The following is an 18361-nucleotide window of genomic DNA, read 5'->3' on the forward strand; positions in this document are numbered from 1 at the left end:
TGTGACGTTATAATTACATAAACAAATAGTTTTGTCATCAGTAAAATAAAAAAGAGAAACATATTTCTTCCTAAAAAATATGTTTCTCTAAAAAACAGGTTGTTTTTATTGATCATTATCAGAAGTAATATAATCTAACTGATGATATCCGAGCTGCTCTATTATATAAAGAATTGGTACCTGTGTGGTGAAATCCAGAGGTCCCTTTTTATTAAGAGAAATATAACAGCTGAGATTGTAGTCTGATATGCGGGCAAGGGTACAATTCTGACTCATTGTGATACTGATAAGAGGACATCCATTTACCTTAAAGCGATTTGCCAGAGTAAGAACTTCTTCCGTTTCTCCAGATACAGAAATTGCGACGGCAATCGGATTTAACAGTTCATCTGGTCTGACCGGATGAAAAGGATCTGTCACGCAAAGACTGAATTTTCCAGCATTTGAAAAATAACGTGCTGCATATTGGGCAGTACAGCCGGAATTTCCAATTCCCAGGAAAATAATGCAATTATGACGACTGATGATTTCTGCGATGTGTTCAACTTTAAGCTGGAATTCTTCATTAAAAGCATGATGAAAAAAGTTTCCGATTTCGCTGGCATCATAATTCATATGTGGTTTAGATAATGACTGCAGATAGTGTTTAAATTCAATCTTGAATTCCGAATATCCCTCACAGCCCATTTTTTTACAGAAGCGAAGTATGGTAGAAGTGGAGACATGTGCCGCCAGGGAAAGTTCACGTATCGTCATATATTGAACTACATTCTGGTTTGAAGCAATGTAATTGTAAACAGAAAGTTCAAGTTCATTTAAATCTTTGATCTCTGCACTTGTAAACATAACGATTCCTCCAAATATATCCTTTGTTACATATTATCATAGCACGCCCTGAGCAGAAAAAACAAGTTGTTTCACTTAAGGAACGAATTTCTTTTCATATGATCTGTTTTATTAGATATGTATATTCTTGAAGACTTTTTTCTTTGCTTCTAAACTTATATTGGTTTTGTAAAATCAATTTAGAAAAAGAAAGCAGGGATACAAAATGAATGAGATACAAAATGAATTTTTTAAAAGTCAGAAGTTAAGTGATCACATAACAAGAATTACCGGTATATTTGGAGAAATGATGTATCTTGTAGAGGGTACAAAAAAAGTAGTACTTCTGGACACCGGAATGGGAATTGGAAATCTTCGAAGTTTTATTGAAGAACTGACAGATAAACCTGTAACGGTGCTTCTGACCCATGGGCATCTGGATCATGCTATGGCTGCATGGATGTTTGACGAAGTATATATGAACAGAGAAGATTTTATCATATATCAAAAACAGAAAACATGGGAAGTACGCGCTTCTTTTGCAGGAGCTAAAAATATCCGACTGCTGGATGATATGTTGCCTGTAGGAAAGGTGAATATGAAATCACTGACAGATAAACAGAAGTTTGATATCGGAAATATAACAATTTCTGCGTTTTCTGTTCCGGGACATACTCCGGGCTCTATGGTTTTTCTTATTGAAGAAGAGGATATTCTTCTCATGGGGGATGCCTGTAACAGTAATACTCTTGTTTATGACTGGTATTCAACTTCTATTGAAACTTATCGGGACAGCCTTATCCATTTGCAGAAAAATTTGGGCGAAAAAGGAAAGATATCTATTTTTTCGCATGAAGAAAAAGAACGCAATACACAAATGATTTTTGAAGAAGGTATTGTTCTCTGTAATAAAATCCTGTCCGGAGAGGCAGAGGCTATACCTGCTATATTTGCCGGAACCAGTGGCTGGATGGCAAAAAAGAAAGGGAAAGACAGACTGCCAGCAGATGGGAGTTATGTCAATATTATGTATCATAAAGACAGGATATGGAGAAACAGGATGTTTTATTAATGTGACAGATTTCCTTTTGTCAAACAAATGTCGGAATGCCCGTAGAATATTGCAAAATCCCGGAGTAATACTTAAAATAAACTCAGCACTAAAAAGTAATTCCGGAATTACCTGAAAGTCTGAAATCAAACTAAAAGCAGGAGGAGATGGCTATGGCAAAAGACTATACAGAACTGGCCAGAAGCATTGTAAAAAATGTAGGTGGGAAATCCAATATTATTTCTGTAACACATTGTTATACCATATTACGTTTCAGGTTAAAAAATGAATCAACAGCGGATACAAAAACATTAGAGAACACAGAAGGAGTAATTTCTGTTCTTCAGGCAGGAGGACAATATCAGATTGTTATAGGAAATACCGTTTCAGATGTATATAAGGCTGTCTGCCAGGTTGCTGGTATTGGCGAAGAGACACCAAAAGAAGCTCAGACAGAAGAAAAGCAGTCTCTCATAAATTCTCTGATCAGTATTGTAACAAAGGTATTTATTCCTGTATTGGGAGTAATGGCTGCCCTTGGTATGTTAAAAGGCTTTCTGTCAATTTTGACATTTGCCGGAGTTCTGGCGTCAGACAGCAGTACTTATACAATCTTATGGGCATTATCAGATTCACTGTTTTATTTCTTCCCGATTATTCTCGGATATACTGCATCTAAAAGATTTGGACTTGATGAAATTACAGGACTTGTTCTTGGTTCCTCTATGCTGTATCCGACACTGCTTGGCAGCAGCGAGGCACTTCACAACAGTTTCTTAGGCATACCGGTCGTTATGCCAGGCTCTGGGGATTACAGTTCTTCTGTTTTTCCTGTTATCATTGCTGTATGGTTTGCATCAAAAATTCATAAATTCATAAAACCAAAACTTGGAAATGCAATCAGAAGCTTTATGACACCGCTGATCGTACTGATCATAACCCTTCCAGTAACATTGATTGTAATTGGACCTGTAACAACAACGCTATCTGATTGGATCGGTACAGGTATTCTTGCAATTTACAATATCAGTCCGGTACTTATGGGATTTATTGTAGGCGGTATCTGGCAGATACTGATCATGTTTGGACTGCACTGGGGATTAGTTCCGCTGGCAGTCAATAATGTAGTAACACTTGGATATGATGTACTTTCTCCTGCAACTATGGGTGGATTCAGCTCACAGGCAGGTATGACATTGGGAATCATGTTAAAAACAAAAGACAAAAAACTGAAAGGTCTTTGTGCACCAGCGGTTATTTCTGGTATCTTCGGAATTACAGAACCGGCAATCTATGGAATCACACTTCCAAGGAAAAAGCCATACATAGCAACTTGTATTGTCAGTGCAGTGGTTGGAGCACTTGCCTGCATGATGAATGCTAAAACTTACAGCATGGGAGCCAGTGGAATCTTTATCTGGCCAACGTTTGTGGATCCCAATGGCGGTACTCTGACTGTTATGTTCGGAGTTATTGCATTAACGATAGGAAGTTTTATAGTATCTATGTTTATTGGAATGTTTCTTACAAAAAATACAGAAAATGAAGAAAATATTCCTGAAGCAACAGAAAAAATCAATGGTGCCGTATATGCACCGGTTTCTGGAAAACTGATTTCTCTGAAAGAGGTCAACGATGGTGTTTTTTCAGAAGAAGTCCTTGGCAAAGGCTGTGCAGTTATTCCTGATGGAAATGTTATAGAGGCCCCTTTTGACGGAACAGTAGTAAGTATTGCAGATACCTGTCATGCAATCGGCCTGACATCAGAAGATGGAACAGAAATTCTGATACATGTTGGACTTGAAACTGTAGAAATGCAGGGAAAGGGATTTCAGCTCCTGGTAAAAGAAGGAGAACAGGTAAAATGTGGGCAGGAACTTCTGCGTTTTGACCGTGACGCTATTAAAAAGGCAGGAGCTTTGGATACTGTGATTCTGGTAGTTACGAATACAGATGACTATGAAGATATATCCACTGCGACCACAGGTCAAAAGATTCAGACTTCTGATATTGTACTCAGTGTAAAATAGAAGGGAGTATATATGACAGAGGAAAAACTGACAGAACTGCTTAAATCCATGACCCGAAAAGAAAAAATCGGACAGATGATCCAGCTGGATGGAGGATGCTTTAAACAGAATCCTTCCGAAGAAAATGTAACAGGTCCACTGGAACGTCTGGGGTTGTCAAAGGAAACGGTTCAGCTTTGTGGAAGCGTCCTGAATGTTATGGGCGCAGAACAGGTTGTAAAGATCCAGAAAGAATATATGCAAAAAAGCCGCTTGAAGATTCCGCTTTTATTTATGGCAGATATTATCTACGGATATAAAACTGTATTTCCGATTCCGCTCGGAATGGGGGCAACATGGAACCCAGAACTGGTATGTGATGCTTATCGTATGATTGCTGCTGAATCTGCTGCAGATGGGGATATGGTAACTTTTAGTCCACCGGCTGACCTGATCCGAGATGCAAGATGGGGCAGATGTCTTGAAATGGCATCAGAAGATCCCTTTCTTTTATCGAAATTTTCTGCAGCAATGGTGAAAGGATTACAGAATGATGGAAAACCAGGAAAAAGTGTTGCTTCCTGTGTAAAACATTTTGCCGGTTACAGTGCTGTTCAGGCGGGACGTGAATATAACACTGTAGATATGAGTGAACGTAATCTCAGACAAAATTTCTTTCCGGCATATAAAGCAGCAGTAGATGCAGGCTGTGAGCTGGTTATGACTTCTTTTAATACGATTGACGGCGTTCCGGCAACAGGGAATCAGTGGCTTCTCAAAAAGGTACTTCGTGAAGAATGGGGATTTCAGGGTGTGGTGATTACAGATTATGCTGCGATCAATGAACTGATGACCCATGGAGTAGCGGAAAATGAGTATGAAGCTGCACATCTTGCCATAAATGCAACAGTAGATATAGATATGAGAACAGCATGTTATGGAAATCAGTTAGAATCTTTGATCCAAAATGGTGAAATCAGTGATGAACAGATTGATCAGGCATGTATGCGCATATTACAACTGAAAAATAAGCTGGGTCTGTTTGAGAATCCTTATTACGGATGTATGATAAAAAAAGAAACCTTGACTCAGAGTGCCTTTCAGGAAGCTGCACTTGCCAGAATTGTAGCAAATCGTTCCTGCGTATTATTAAAGAATAACAATGTGCTTCCAATCAAAAATCATCCTAAGATTGCATTGATCGGACCATATGCTGACAGCAAGGATATTACCGGATTATGGGCGGTTTTTGCAGACAGAGAAAAGACGGTTACATTGCGCCAGGCAATGGAAGAACATTTTGGGAAAGAAAATATATCCTGTGATAAAGGATGCGATTTCCTGTACGATTATGAAAGCCTTGGTGATTTCGGAAATATAAAAGTCAGCGAACTCTCTGCAATGACAGAGGTTGAAAGGAAACAGCAGGAACAAAAAGCTCTTGAAAATGCACAAAGGGCGGATATTATTGTTATGGCACTTGGCGAGCATATTCTCCAAAGTGGTGAAGCCGGATCAAGAACAGATATTACACTTCCTCGTCCTCAAAAAGAACTTCTGAAAAAAATACATGCGCTTGGAAAGAAAACAGTAGTTGTTTTGTTCAACGGAAGACCATTGGCACTTAAAGACATAGAACCATATTGTGATGCAATCCTCGAAGCATGGTTCCCCGGAACAGAAGGTGGACATTCCATCTGTGATATTCTGTCCGGTGATTATAACCCATCAGGTCGGCTTGCGGTAAGCTTTCCTTATGATGTCGGCCAGGAGCCGCTATTTTATTCGCAGTTTTCTACAGGTCGTCCTGCTTCAAAAAATGTGGACAGGTTCACGTCACGTTATATTGATTGTCCAAATGAAGCAATGTATCCTTTTGGATTTGGCTTATCTTATCATTCCTGTGCATATTCAGCACCGGTGATAAGTCAAAAGAATATGATGCCAGATGAGGAACTGACTGTCCAGGTTGATATACAGAATATTTCAGATTGTGAGGGAACAGAGACTGTACAGATGTATCTGCGGGATAAAGTTGGAAGTGTTGTACGTCCGATTTTAGAACTTAAAGATTTCAGACAGATTTCTTTAAAGCCCGGAGAGAAGCAGACGGTGATTTTTAAAATTTCTGAGGAAATGCTTCGCTTTTACCGACAGGACATGACTTGGGGAAGCGAAGCCGGAACTTTCGAAGTGCTGACTGGACCAAACAGTCATGAGCTGCAAAAAAGTGAATTCCAGTTATGTAAAAAATAATATTTTAAAGGCGGATGGTCTGTACAGGACGGTTCGTCTTTTTTATATTGATACAAAAACAAAATAAAAAACCTCGTATTGAATGACTCTCCCTTGAAATCCCCCACTATTCTGTATATAATAGGAATATTGTGGGGGATTTTTTCCTGCTTAACACGATGTTATACAATAATTTCTGAAAGGAATACTATGAGAACTCTAGCTTTAAGTGATGAAATTTTAATGAAGGTTGACAAGGCAGCCCGCTATATTGGTGGCGAAGTCAACTCTGTCATGAAAGATAAGAACAAGGTAGATATCCGGTTTGCGATGGCGTTTCCGGATGTGTATGAGATCGGTATGTCAAATCTCGGTATGATGATCTTATATGATATGTTTAACAAAAGAGACGATGTATGGTGTGAGCGTCTTTTTTCTCCGTGGACGGATCTGGACAAGATCATGCGCGAGGAGAAGATTCCGCTTTTTACTCTGGAATCCCAGGATCCGGTGAAGGAGTTTGATTTCCTTGGGATCACTCTCGGATATGAGATGTGTTATACAAACGTGCTCCAGCTTCTGGATCTCAGTGGAATTCCGTTCCGGGCAGCAGAACGTGCCGAAGATGATCCGCTCGTGATCGGTGGTGGTGCATGTGCTTATAATCCAGAACCACTGGCAGAGTTTTTTGACCTCTTTTATATCGGAGAGGGCGAGACCGTCTATGACGCTCTGTTTGACGCATACAAGGCAAATAAGAAAGCCGGTGGCAGCAGGCAGGATTTCCTTCTGAAAGCCGCACAGATTCCGGGAATCTATGTGCCGTCTCTCTATGAAGTTACCTACAAAGAAGACAGTACGATCGAATCTTTCCGTCCAAAGCATGCAGATGTGCCGGAAAAAGTAGAGAAACAGCTCATTATCGACATGGACAGAGATTACAACAAGCTGGAAGCACCGGTCGTTCCACATATCAAGGCGACACAGGATCGTGTCACTCTGGAGATTCAGCGTGGCTGTATCCGAGGCTGCCGTTTCTGTCAGGCAGGTATGATCTATCGTCCGACAAGGGAGCGCGACGTGGAAACGCTCAAGGAATCTGCAAGGATCATGCTCAAAAATACCGGCCATGAGGAGATTTCCTTAAGTTCTCTGAGCTCCAGTGATTATAGTCAGCTCAAAGAAATTGTAAATTTCCTGATCGATGAATTCCGTGATGAGGCGGTCAATATTTCCCTGCCGTCTCTTCGAATCGATGCGTTTGCGCTGGATGTCATGAGCAAGGTACAGGATGTCAAAAAAAGCAGCCTGACTTTTGCACCGGAGGCTGGATCTCAGCGTCTTCGTAACGTTATCAACAAGGGACTTACCGAAGAAGATATCCTGCACGGTGCCGGTGAGGCATTCAAGGGCGGCTGGAATCAGGTAAAACTTTATTTCATGCTCGGACTTCCGACGGAAACAGAGGATGACATGAAGGGAATCGCACATCTGGCACAGAAGATCGCAGAAACCTATTATGAAGTCGTTCCGAAGGAACAGCGAAAAGGAAAAGTCCAGATCAATGTCAGTACTTCCTTCTTTGTACCGAAGCCGTTCACTCCATTCCAGTGGGCTCCGATGTTCCGCGAAGAGGATTTCATTGAGAAAGCCAAAGTTGTCAAAAACGAGATTCGTGCACAGTTAAATCAGAGAAGCATCCGCTACAACTGGCATGAGCCGGATGTCACTGTTCTGGAAGGTTTCCTTGCAAGAGGTGACAGACGCTGCTCCAAAGTCATTCTCAAAGCGTATGAAAAAGGTGCCCTTTACGATGCCTGGTCCGAAACTTTCCATTATGATATCTGGAAAGAAGCTTTCAAAGAAACAGGTGTGGATATCGAATTCTATACCCTTCGTGAGCGCAGCACCGATGAGATCCTTCCATGGGATTTCATTGACGCAGGCGTGACCAAGAAATTCCTGATCCGCGAGTGGGAGCAGGCAAAAGCAGAGACTGTAACACCGAACTGCCGTCAGAAATGTTCCGGCTGTGGTGTTCTCAAATACAAAGGAGGTGTGTGCTGTGAAGGTAAGAATTAAGTTTGCAAAAACTGGTCATATGAAATTTGTAGGACATCTGGATACCATGCGTTATTTCCAGAAAGCAATCCGCCGTGCAGGACTGCCGGTTGCTTTTTCCGGTGGATACAGCCCGCACATGATCATGTCCTTTGCAGCACCTCTCGGCGTAGGAACCACAAGCCTCGGGGAATATTTTGACATGGAACTGACAGATACCGTTCCGACAAAGGAAATCGAGGAACGGCTGAATGCAGTTATGGTGGATGGTGTTTCTGTATGTTCTGCCCGCCAGGTAGAAGATGGCAAGGCAAGTACAGCCATGGCTCTGGTTGCAGCAGCCGATTATTTTGTACAGTTCCGTAAAGGAAAAGAACCTGCCGCATCCTGGAGAGAAAAACTGGACGAATTCCTTTCTCAGAAAGAGATCATCGTGACCAAGAAGACAAAGCGCAGCGAAAAAACCATAGACATCCGTCCGTATATTTATGAAATGCATCTCGACGGCGAGGGCGTTTTCATGCAGCTTGCTTCTGCAAGTTCCAACTATACCAAACCGGAACTCGTCATGGACACTTTCCTTCGATGGATGGGAGAAGAGCCGCTTCCGTTCGCATACATGATCGAACGCCGCGAGATCTATGCCAACAAAGGCGATGAAGAACACCGGAAACTCATTTCTATGGAAGCATTAGGTGAAGAAGTTGAATAAGCTGATCATTACAGAAATGGTTCTCAACGAAGTCCTCTGTACTGTCTGTGCAGTCGTCAGAGATCAGAAGGTCGTAGAACTTCGCCTGGAGCCATCCGGAAAGAAAAATACTCTTAACAACATTTATGTAGGACAAGTCGAAAACATTGCCGCCAACATCCAGGCGGCTTTTGTCCGTTTAAGTGATTCCGTAAACGGCTATCTCCCGCTGAACCAGTGCACAAACGCCATTTACGCAGACGGACGTAAGTCGGACCAGCCCCTGCGCCCGGGCGACCAGCTCCTGGTCCAGATCAATCGCGAAGCTATGAAAGGAAAACTTCCCGCCCTGACCGCAAATCTGAATTTTTCCGGCAAATATCTTGTCCTCACCACTGGAAACCGCAAAATAGGCTTCTCCAACAAACTTTCCAAAGAAGAAAGCAGTCTCCTGAACAAATGGCTGGAAGAAGAACGCAACCTTCCGGACCGAGGCTACGGTCTCATCGCCCGCACCAACGCCGCCGAAGCCTCAAAAGAAGAATTCCTCCATGAACTGGAATTTCTCAAAAAACAGTATAAAAAAGTAGCCATCCATGGCCGAAACCGCACCTGCTACAGCCTCCTGTATGAATCAGAAGCCTTCTATCTGGCATCAGTCCGAGACATCTACACCCGCGACCTGGATGAAATCACCACAGATATCCCGGAAATACACGACAAAATTTTCTCCTACCTGAGCGAATTCCAGCCCGACAAACTACAAATCCTAAAACTATACCAGGACAAACTCCTTCCATTATATAAACTATACAGCCTGGAATCCGCGATCGACGAAGTCCGCCGCGAAAAAATCTGGCTCAAAAGCGGCGGCTTCCTGGTCATCCAACAAACCGAAGCCTTCGTCTCCATAGACGTAAACAGCGGTAAATACACCGCCAGGAAAAAAGCCGAAGAAACCTACCGCAAAATCAACCTGGAAGCCTCCGCAGAAATTGCCCGCCAAATCCGCCTCCGCAACCTCTCCGGCATCATCCTAGTTGATTTCATCAACATGCAAAACCCGGATCATCAGGATGAACTGTTGCATGTTCTTCAGAAACATTTACGAAAAGATCCGATAAAATGTAAAGCAGTTGACATCACGCCACTTCATATTCTTGAGATGACCCGCCAAAAAGTCCGCCGCCCACTAATAGAAGACCTAAGAGACCTACATCAACAGCAGCAGTGACATTAAGCAATTAATAATAATATAGAAGCAATCCGTGCTGCAGTTAAAAAATCTATTAACATAATCATATTTATGTAAACTTACCAACTCCCAGCGGAACAGCGCAGCGCCTTCCGCGTCCCTCAGACGACGGTTTTAATTTTTTTCAAAAAAATACAAAAACCCCTTGACTCACAAAATAAACTATGCTAGTATACAGAAGATGCCGCACAGAGAGGTTTAAGTGCATGAGATTTTATAAAAATCCTCATTCCACCATATCTGGCGAGTAAAGATTATAGGAGGTGCCACGGATGTACGCAATTATTGCAACAGGTGGTAAACAGTACAAAGTTGCCGAGGGCGACGTAATCAGAGTTGAAAAGCTCGGTGTTGAAGCTGGTGAAACCGTTACTTTTGATAACGTTCTTGCAGTTAGCAACGAAGGTTTAAAAGTTGGAGCTGATGTAGCTAATGCCAGTGTTACCGCTTCTGTAGTTGAAAACGGAAAAGCTAAAAAAGTTATCGTTTACAAATACAAAAGAAAAACTGGATATCACAAGAAAAACGGTCACAGACAGCAGTTCACTAAAGTTAAAATCGAAAAGATCAACGCTTAATCTGGTGTTTGCATGATTACAGTGACAGTCAGTAAGAAGAACAATTCTTATGTCAGTTTTACGTCCAAAGGACATGCCGGATACGCAGAAGAAGGATACGACATCATATGTGCCGCTGTCTCCGCTCTCGTGATCAATACGGTAAATTCTCTGGATCAGCTGACAGGAGATCATATAGATGCAGAGGAGAGTGACGGCTTCGTATCCTTCACTTTTGCCGAACCAATTTCAGAAGGGGGAACTCTTCTGATGGATTCCCTTGTTCTCGGACTGACAGAAATTGAACATAGTTATTCAAAACGTTATTTAAAAGTAAAAGTCAGGGAGGTGTAACGACATGATGAAAATGAACCTTCAGTTATTCGCACATAAAAAAGGTGTTGGTTCTACAAAGAACGGCCGTGACTCCGAATCCAAGAGATTAGGTGCCAAAAGAGCAGACGGACAGTTTGTTAAAGCTGGAAACATCCTTTACAGACAGCGTGGAACAAAGATTCATCCAGGTGAAAATGTAGGATGCGGTAAAGATTATACATTATTCGCACTGACAGATGGTGTAGTAAGATTCACCAGAAAAGGACGCGATAAGAAACAGGTTTCTATCGTTCCGGTAGAAGCAGAATAATCAAGTTCAGCGTGAGGCTTCAAATCGTTCAGGTTTGGAGCCTTTCTTTGGATTCAAAACAAAAAGGAGCGACATATGTTTGCAGACAGAGCAAAAATTTATATCCGTTCAGGAAAAGGCGGAGACGGACATGTGAGCTTTCGCCGGGAGCTGTATGTACCGAATGGCGGTCCTGACGGCGGAGACGGCGGAAGAGGCGGAGATGTGATCTTTGAAGTAGATGAAGGTCAGAACACGCTTGGAGAATATCGTCATAAAAGAAAATTCAAAGCCCAGGATGGACAGGAGGGCGGCAAAAAGCGCTGCCATGGTGCTGATGGAGAAGATATCATTCTGAAAGTTCCGGAAGGAACCGTTATTATGGAAGCAGAATCTCGCAAAGTAATTGCAGATATGTCCGGTGAAAACCGTCGGCAGATCATTTTAAAAGGTGGTAGAGGCGGAAAAGGAAACCAGCATTATGCAACTCCGACCATGCAGGTTCCCAAATTTGCACAGCCGGGACAGCCAGCTCAGGAACTTGAGGTACTCCTGGAATTAAAAGTCATTGCTGACGTAGGTCTTGTCGGATTTCCAAATGTAGGAAAGTCTACTTTTCTTTCCAGAGTTACCAATGCACAGCCAAAGATTGCCAATTATCACTTCACAACACTGAGTCCAAATCTTGGTGTGGTAGATACTGAGAATGGCGGATTCGTTATCGCGGATATCCCTGGGCTGATCGAGGGAGCATCAGAGGGAGTAGGTCTCGGTCATGAATTCCTGAGACACATTGAGCGTACGCGTGTCCTTGTGCATATCGTAGATGCAGCATCCACAGAAGGACGTGATCCTGTGGATGATATCCATAAGATCAATAAAGAACTTGAAGCATACAACCCTGAAATTGCAGCACGACCACAGCTCATTGCTGCAAACAAGATTGACTGTATTTTCGATGATGGTGAGGAAAATCCGATTGATCGTCTCAAAGCAGAATTCGAACCACAGGGAATTAAAGTTTATCCAATCTCAGCCGTAACAGGACAGGGCCTTAAAGAACTCATTTATGGAATTAAAGAACTTCTGAACAGTGCACCGGCAGAACGAATCGTATTCGAACAGGAATTTTTCCCTGAAGATGAACTGTTCACAGAAAATCTTCCATTTACTGTTGAAAGACATCCGGACGATCCTGATATCTTTGTTGTCGAAGGGCCAAAGATTGAAAAAATGCTCGGATATACCAACCTTGATTCCGAAAAAGGATTCGCTTTCTTCCAGCATTTTCTCAAAGAAGGCGGAATTCTGGAAGAACTGGAAAAAGCCGGCATTGAAGAAGGAAACACAGTCCGTATGTACGGCTTTGACTTTGATTATTATAAATAGAAAGGTCTGAAACTATGACAAGTAAACAGAGAGCATACCTCAAAGGTCTTGCTATGAAAATGGAACCGATCATGCAGCTTGGAAAAGGTTCTGTCACACCGGAAAACACAGCCGCCGTTGACGAAGCACTTGCAGCAAGAGAACTGATCAAAATCAGCGTACTTCAGAACTGCCTGGATGATCCGCGTCAGATGGCAGAGGTTCTCGCCGAAAGAACACATTCTCAGGTTGTACAGGTGATTGGAAGAAAAATTGTTCTTTATCGTGAAGGCAAAGACAATAAGAAAAAAATCATTCTTCCGTAAGTACAGGAGGAACACAGAGAGTCATGGAAGCAAAACGAAAAAAAATCGGAATCATGGGTGGCACTTTTGATCCAATTCATGTAGGACATCTGATTCTTGGAGAAAAAACCTATGAACAGCTTGGTCTGGACAAAGTATGGTTTATGCCGGCAGGAAATCCTCCTCACAAACGCAATCGGGCCGGTCGGGCAAATGATGCGCAAAGAGTAGCTATGGTAGAAAAAGCCATTGCCGGAAATCCCCACTTTGAGCTTTCCCTGATTGAAATGAACGACAGGGGATTCACATATACCTACCATACTCTGGAAACACTAAAAAAACAAAATCCTGACACCGATTATTATTTTATTATCGGTGCCGATTCTCTGTACAATTTTTCCACATGGATGAAACCAGCCCGGATCTGCGGTGCCTGCACAGTTGTTGTAGCCACCCGTGATCATATTCCCCTTCAGAATCTCAACGAACAAATGACCTATCTGTCACAGTTATATCATGGGCATTTTATCCGTCTGGATACTATGAATATCGATATTTCCAGCCAGTTGCTGCGTCAGTGGCATCAGGAGGGCAAGAGTCTCCGTTACTATGTTCCCGATGCAGTAGTTGACTATATCGACCAGAATCATATTTACCATACAACAGAAGGAGCTGAATCAAATCATGTCTGAGTACGATTTCATAAAAATGGAGAAAAAACTCGCCAAATATCTTGATGAAAACCGCTATGCACATACTTTGGGAGTCATGTTTACCTGTGCTTCTCTTGCCATGGTTCACGGATATGACCTGAAAGATGCCCAGGCGGCAGGTCTCCTTCACGACAGTGCCAAATGTATTCCAAACAAGAAAAAATTGAAAATATGTGCAGAGCATCACATTCCGGTAAGTGACTTTGAAAAAGAACATCCATTTCTTCTTCATGCAAAACTTGGTGCCTATATTGCCAAGGCAAAATATAATATTTCTGACAAAGAAATACTTTCTGCAATCACCTACCACACTACTGGAAAGCCCGCTATGACTATGCTTGAAAAGATCGTATATATTGCCGACTATATCGAGCCGGCACGCAATAAAGCCCCGCGTCTTACCGAAATCCGTAAACTTGCTTTTGAGGATCTGGATGAATGCATGTATCAGATTCTCAAAGATACTCTGTCTTATCTTGATGAAAACCCTGATGACGTGGATGTTGCAACTAAGGATGCTTACGCATATTATACACGCATACATAAGGACAGGCACAACATAGAGCATGCCTGATCCGGAAAGGACACAGTTTCTATGAATAACGAACAGGAAATGGTACGCATTGCCTGCAAGGCGATCGACGACAAAAAAGCAATCGATATCAAAGTAATTGATATTCATGAAGTTTCTGTAATTGCAGATTATTTTATCATAGCAAGCGGAAGCAATCTGAATCAGGTACAGGCTATCGTAGATAACGTAGAAGAGCAGCTCGGAAGAGCCGGTTTTGAGCCCAAACAGATTGAAGGTACCAGAAGTTCCAATTGGATTCTTATGGACTACGGTGATCTTATTATTCATGTATTTGATGAAGAAAATCGTCTTTTCTATGATCTTGAAAGAATCTGGAGAGATGGAAAAGAACTTGATACCACAGAATTTCTCAAATAAATGATTTACGATAATTATTTTATGTAAATCATTTTCTTTAAAAAAGAAGTCATTTCGCAAATCTAATGCTGAATGACTTCTTTTTAATTTCTTATTCGTATAAACGGAAAACTCCAAATACTTTTCCTAAAATCTGAAGATTATCTTCTACCAGAATCGGCTCCATAGTGTCATTTTCCGGCTGAAGACGATAATAACCATCCTCTTTATAAAAAGTTTTTACCGTAGCCGCATCTTCTACCAACGCAACAACAATATCTCCATTGACTGCAGAAGTCTGCTGTTTCACAAGGACCTGATCCCCGTCAAAGATTCCCGCATTAATCATGCTGTCACCCTTTACTTTAAGCATAAAACTCTGTGCATTCGGCATATATTCTGCCGGAACCGGGAAATATCCCTCAATATTCTCAACTGCAAGAATCGGCTGACCTGCTGCCACAGTTCCGATCAACGGCACATTGACCACTTCACGGCGCACCAGATTGAAATTATCATCAATAATCTCAATCGCTCTTGGTTTTGTAGCATCTCTGCGAATATATCCGTTTTTTTCAAGTGCCTCCAGATGAGAGTGCACAGAAGAAGTAGATTTTAAATGCACTGCCTCACAGATTTCTCTGACCGCCGGAGGAAATCCCCTGTTCAGAATCTCATTTTTAATATAATCCAGAATCTCCTGTTGTTTTTTGCTGATCCTGCCGTATGCCATATATGTACCTCCTGATTCACGCTCGTCCTTTATATATAAAAAAGTATAACATACCTTTTTCAGAATGGCAAACAGATATTCGGAAAATATGTTCGTAACAAATTGTTTTTTCCTTTTTCTTGTCATCCGGACCATAAAATGATACAATAGCGGTATTGTATTTTAGTGGTATAAATAAGAGTTTGATAAAGGAGGCATCCTTTTGCCTGATAAATATAATAAAAGAAAATATCGCGAAGAACATCCCGGATTTCTTGCAAAAATTAAAAATATTTTCAGTTTGAACATCGGAACCATGTTGTTTGGTGCTTTGTTTATTTATATGGCATTCAGCGTTATTCTGTATCTGACTTCTTCAAACATTGAATCCTATCTGGTGATCGCCGGTCCCCTTTCCCGCAATGAAACCTATACCGGTCTTGCCATCCGCGAGGAATCCGTCCACAAGGCAGAAAGCAGTGGCTATATCAGTTATTACACCCGTGAAGGTACCAAAATCAATGCCAACGGTGTTGTATATGGCATCAGCAGCTCCAAATCGACCAGTGGCTCCTCAGATCTGAGTTCTGAAGAGCTATCCGCGATTCGAAGCCAGATGTTAAGTTTTTCAAGAGGATTTAATTCCAGCAAATTCAATAATACTTATAGTTTCAAATACAATCTGGAAGGTAGTATCCTTCAGTATTCCGGTGTAACGGAAGATGGATCCAGTGTAGTTTCTTACGGTGGTCAGACACTCAGCAAAGCAGAACAGGACGGCATTGTACTTTATTCCACAGATGGATATGAAAACAAAACTGTTGATTCCCTGACATCTGCAGATTTCGAGCAGAATTCCTATCATGAAACAGACCTTAAGACACAGGCATCGGTTTCTGCCGGTGATAATCTTTACACTCTGATCACAGATGAACGGTGGAGCCTTATCATTCCTCTGAGTGAAAAACAGGCAGTAAAACTTGCTGACAGAAGCAGTGTCCGTGTTAAATTTCTCAAAGATGATATGACACAGACAGGAGATTTCAGCATTGTGGAGATTGACGGCTCCAAATACGGAAAAATCGACTTCAATAAGGGAGTTATCCGATATGCGTCAGATCGTTTCCTTGAGATCGAACTTGTAACCAATACCGTAACTGGCCTTAAAATTCCTCTTTCCTCTATCGTTACCAAGGAATTCTATCTGATTCCTTCTAAATATGCGACAACCAGGGAGGATACCCAGGAAATTGGTTTTATGGTAGAAGACAAGAATAAATCCTCTCAGACATTTGTTTCCCCTTCTATCTATGACCAGGTAACGGATAGCAGTGCAGCTGACCAGACTGATGATAAAGAACAGGCATCTATCTATTATGTAGATAAAAAGTCTTTCAAAGAAGGTGATGTGATCATCAGCCCAAAAGATCAGAGCAGATACGTCATCAGTGACATTGGTGTTCTGGAGGGTGTCTACTGTATCAATCAGGGATATGCTGTATTTCGCAGGATTGAAATCCTGGACCAGAACGAAGAATATGCTATTATAGGAAAAGATACTACCTACGGTCTTTCCAGATATGATCATATCGTACGCAATGCTGACAAAGTAAACGAAGAAGAAATTTTATACTAATCACAGGAGGCTTATAAATCATGGTTGCAGAAAATCTTGAACAGGTAAGAAAAAATATTAAAGAATCATGCAGAAAAGTAAACCGCGATCCAGCGGAAGTTACCCTTATCTCTGTAAGCAAGACTAAGCCTGTATCTATGCTCCAGGAAGCATATGATGCCGGTTCCAGAGATTTTGGTGAAAACAAAGTACAGGAGATCATGGACAAATATCCACAGCTTCCATCCGATATCCGCTGGCATATGATCGGACATCTGCAGCGCAATAAAGTAAAATATATTGTCGATAAAGTTGCTCTGATCCACTCTGTAGATTCTCTCAGACTCGCAGAAACAATTGAGCAGGAAGCCGCAAAACACCAGGTGACTGTTTCGGTTCTGATTGAGGTAAATGTTGCACAGGAAGAGAGTAAGTTTGGTCTGAAAACCGAAGAAGTTCTTTCTCTTGTGGAATCTGTTGCTGCATTTCCGCATATACATATAGAAGGATTGATGACCATCGCTCCATATGTAGAAGATCCCGAAGAAAATCGTGCCATTTTCCGCCAATTAAAGAAATTAAGTGTTGACATTGCGGCCAAAAACATTAATAATGTTAGTATGAGCGTCTTGAGTATGGGAATGACCGGCGATTATCAGGTTGCTGTTCAGGAGGGCGCTACAATGGTGCGTGTTGGCACAGGTATCTTTGGCGAAAGGAATTATGCACGCTGACCCCACCGGACAAATAAGATTGGAGAATAAAATGAGTGTTTTGAATAAACTTCTTGATGCAGTAAAACTGAATGATGATTACGATGAGGACGATTATTTAGATGACGATCTTCTGGACGAGGACGACGATGATTTCCTCGATGACGAGCAGGAGGACAAGCCTGTAAAGAAATTCTTCCAGAAATTCGGCAAGAAAAACAATGACGATGAAGAATTTGATGATTTTGATGAAGAAGAGGAGCCGGAACTTAATCTTTCAAAGCAGACACCAAAATCTGTTTCCACTCCTAAGGTAACCGTAAAACAGGAAAAACCTGTTCGCAATACTTCTTCCAAAATCACTCCTATGAGAAGTAGCAGAAAGGGAGGCCAGACAGCAAACATGGAAGTATGTGTAATCAGACCGACATCTATGGAGGATACCCGTGACATCGCAGATACTCTGGTACACAATTCCACGGTCATTCTCAACCTTGAAGGAATTGATATGGAACTGGCACAGAGAATCATTGATTTTACCTCTGGTGCATGTTATTCCCTGAATGGAAGCCTTCAGAAGGTATCCAGTTATATTTTTATTCTTGGACCTTCTAATGTAGATATTACTGGTGATTTACAGAGTATCCTTGGCGGACACAGCAACATTCCTTCTGTCAGAGCAGGATATTAATCAC

Annotated in this window: 19 protein-coding genes; 17 read left to right on the plus strand and 2 right to left on the minus strand. The window is 41.8% G+C overall.

Annotation, left to right across the window (positions count from 1 at the left end):
• Positions 1-105: 105 nt before the first annotated feature.
• A complete protein-coding gene (locus KQI91_RS09645) occupies positions 106-846 on the minus strand; it encodes a MurR/RpiR family transcriptional regulator (protein WP_216392565.1) in 741 nt (246 codons plus the stop codon).
• Positions 847-1051: 205 nt separating this feature from the next.
• On the opposite strand from KQI91_RS09645, the gene KQI91_RS09650 reads away from it, so the two are divergent.
• The 14 genes from KQI91_RS09650 to rsfS all read left to right on the plus strand — a co-directional run bounded on the left by KQI91_RS09650 (position 1052) and on the right by rsfS (position 14647).
• Entirely contained in the window at positions 1052-1897 is an 846-nt protein-coding gene (locus KQI91_RS09650; RefSeq protein WP_216392566.1) for an MBL fold metallo-hydrolase, read from the plus strand.
• 152 nt (positions 1898-2049) lie between these two features.
• Positions 2050-3906: a beta-glucoside-specific PTS transporter subunit IIABC gene (locus KQI91_RS09655; RefSeq protein WP_216392567.1), complete on the plus strand. Its 1857-nt coding sequence runs from the start codon at positions 2050-2052 to the stop codon at positions 3904-3906.
• Positions 3907-3918: 12 nt separating this feature from the next.
• Positions 3919-6141: a beta-glucosidase BglX gene (gene bglX / locus KQI91_RS09660; protein WP_216392568.1), complete on the plus strand. Its 2223-nt coding sequence runs from the start codon at positions 3919-3921 to the stop codon at positions 6139-6141.
• Between the two features lie 189 nt (positions 6142-6330).
• Positions 6331-8202, plus strand: a complete 1872-nt coding sequence (locus KQI91_RS09665; RefSeq protein WP_216392569.1) for a TIGR03960 family B12-binding radical SAM protein — start codon at positions 6331-6333, stop codon at positions 8200-8202.
• On the plus strand, positions 8186-8893 hold the full coding sequence (locus KQI91_RS09670; protein WP_216392570.1) for a TIGR03936 family radical SAM-associated protein: 708 nt from the start codon (positions 8186-8188) through the stop codon (positions 8891-8893). Before KQI91_RS09665 ends, KQI91_RS09670 begins: the two co-directional genes overlap by 17 nt.
• Entirely contained in the window at positions 8877-10106 is a 1230-nt protein-coding gene (locus KQI91_RS09675; RefSeq protein WP_330654526.1) for a ribonuclease E/G, read from the plus strand. Before KQI91_RS09670 ends, KQI91_RS09675 begins: the two co-directional genes overlap by 17 nt.
• Positions 10107-10399: 293 nt before the next feature.
• Positions 10400-10705 carry a 50S ribosomal protein L21 gene (gene rplU / locus KQI91_RS09680; RefSeq protein WP_005422792.1) on the plus strand — a complete coding sequence of 102 codons (306 nt, stop codon included), beginning with the start codon at positions 10400-10402 and terminating at the stop codon, positions 10703-10705.
• Positions 10706-10717: 12 nt separating this feature from the next.
• Positions 10718-11038, plus strand: a complete 321-nt coding sequence (locus tag KQI91_RS09685) for a ribosomal-processing cysteine protease Prp (protein ID WP_216392571.1) — start codon at positions 10718-10720, stop codon at positions 11036-11038.
• Positions 11039-11042: 4 nt separating this feature from the next.
• Positions 11043-11330: a 50S ribosomal protein L27 gene (gene rpmA, locus KQI91_RS09690; protein ID WP_005422790.1), complete on the plus strand. Its 288-nt coding sequence runs from the start codon at positions 11043-11045 to the stop codon at positions 11328-11330.
• Between the two features lie 75 nt (positions 11331-11405).
• On the plus strand, positions 11406-12698 hold the full coding sequence (gene obgE / locus KQI91_RS09695; RefSeq protein WP_216392572.1) for a GTPase ObgE: 1293 nt from the start codon (positions 11406-11408) through the stop codon (positions 12696-12698).
• Between the two features lie 14 nt (positions 12699-12712).
• Positions 12713-13003 (plus strand): ribosome assembly RNA-binding protein YhbY, encoded by a 291-nt coding sequence (yhbY, locus tag KQI91_RS09700; RefSeq protein ID WP_005422788.1) that lies wholly within the window; start codon positions 12713-12715, stop codon positions 13001-13003.
• A gap of 23 nt (positions 13004-13026) precedes the next feature.
• Complete coding sequence (gene nadD, locus KQI91_RS09705) at positions 13027-13674, plus strand: nicotinate-nucleotide adenylyltransferase (protein ID WP_216392573.1); 648 nt, start codon at positions 13027-13029, stop codon at positions 13672-13674.
• Positions 13667-14269, plus strand: coding sequence for a bis(5'-nucleosyl)-tetraphosphatase (symmetrical) YqeK (gene yqeK, locus KQI91_RS09710; RefSeq protein ID WP_216392574.1), 603 nt, complete (start codon positions 13667-13669; stop codon positions 14267-14269). The genes nadD and yqeK overlap by 8 nt, the downstream gene beginning before the upstream one ends.
• Positions 14270-14290: 21 nt before the next feature.
• Complete coding sequence (gene rsfS / locus KQI91_RS09715) at positions 14291-14647, plus strand: ribosome silencing factor (protein ID WP_216392575.1); 357 nt, start codon at positions 14291-14293, stop codon at positions 14645-14647.
• Between the two features lie 91 nt (positions 14648-14738).
• On the opposite strand, the gene lexA is transcribed toward rsfS, so the two are convergent.
• A complete protein-coding gene (gene lexA, locus KQI91_RS09720) occupies positions 14739-15359 on the minus strand; it encodes a transcriptional repressor LexA (RefSeq protein WP_216392576.1) in 621 nt (206 codons plus the stop codon).
• 202 nt (positions 15360-15561) lie between these two features.
• On the opposite strand from lexA, the gene KQI91_RS09725 reads away from it, so the two are divergent.
• Genes KQI91_RS09725 through KQI91_RS09735 form a run of 3 tightly spaced genes read left to right on the plus strand, consistent with a single transcriptional unit; the run spans position 15562 to position 18357 of the window.
• Positions 15562-16974, plus strand: coding sequence for an HlyD family efflux transporter periplasmic adaptor subunit (locus tag KQI91_RS09725; protein WP_253288506.1), 1413 nt, complete (start codon positions 15562-15564; stop codon positions 16972-16974).
• A 20-nt stretch (positions 16975-16994) separates the two neighbouring features.
• Complete coding sequence (locus tag KQI91_RS09730) at positions 16995-17687, plus strand: YggS family pyridoxal phosphate-dependent enzyme (protein ID WP_216392577.1); 693 nt, start codon at positions 16995-16997, stop codon at positions 17685-17687.
• 31 nt (positions 17688-17718) lie between these two features.
• Complete coding sequence (locus tag KQI91_RS09735) at positions 17719-18357, plus strand: cell division protein SepF (protein ID WP_216392578.1); 639 nt, start codon at positions 17719-17721, stop codon at positions 18355-18357.
• Positions 18358-18361 lie beyond the last annotated feature (4 nt).

Source organism: Blautia sp. MSJ-19 (assembly GCF_018918125.1).
Taxonomy (GTDB): domain Bacteria; phylum Bacillota; class Clostridia; order Lachnospirales; family Lachnospiraceae; genus Blautia_A.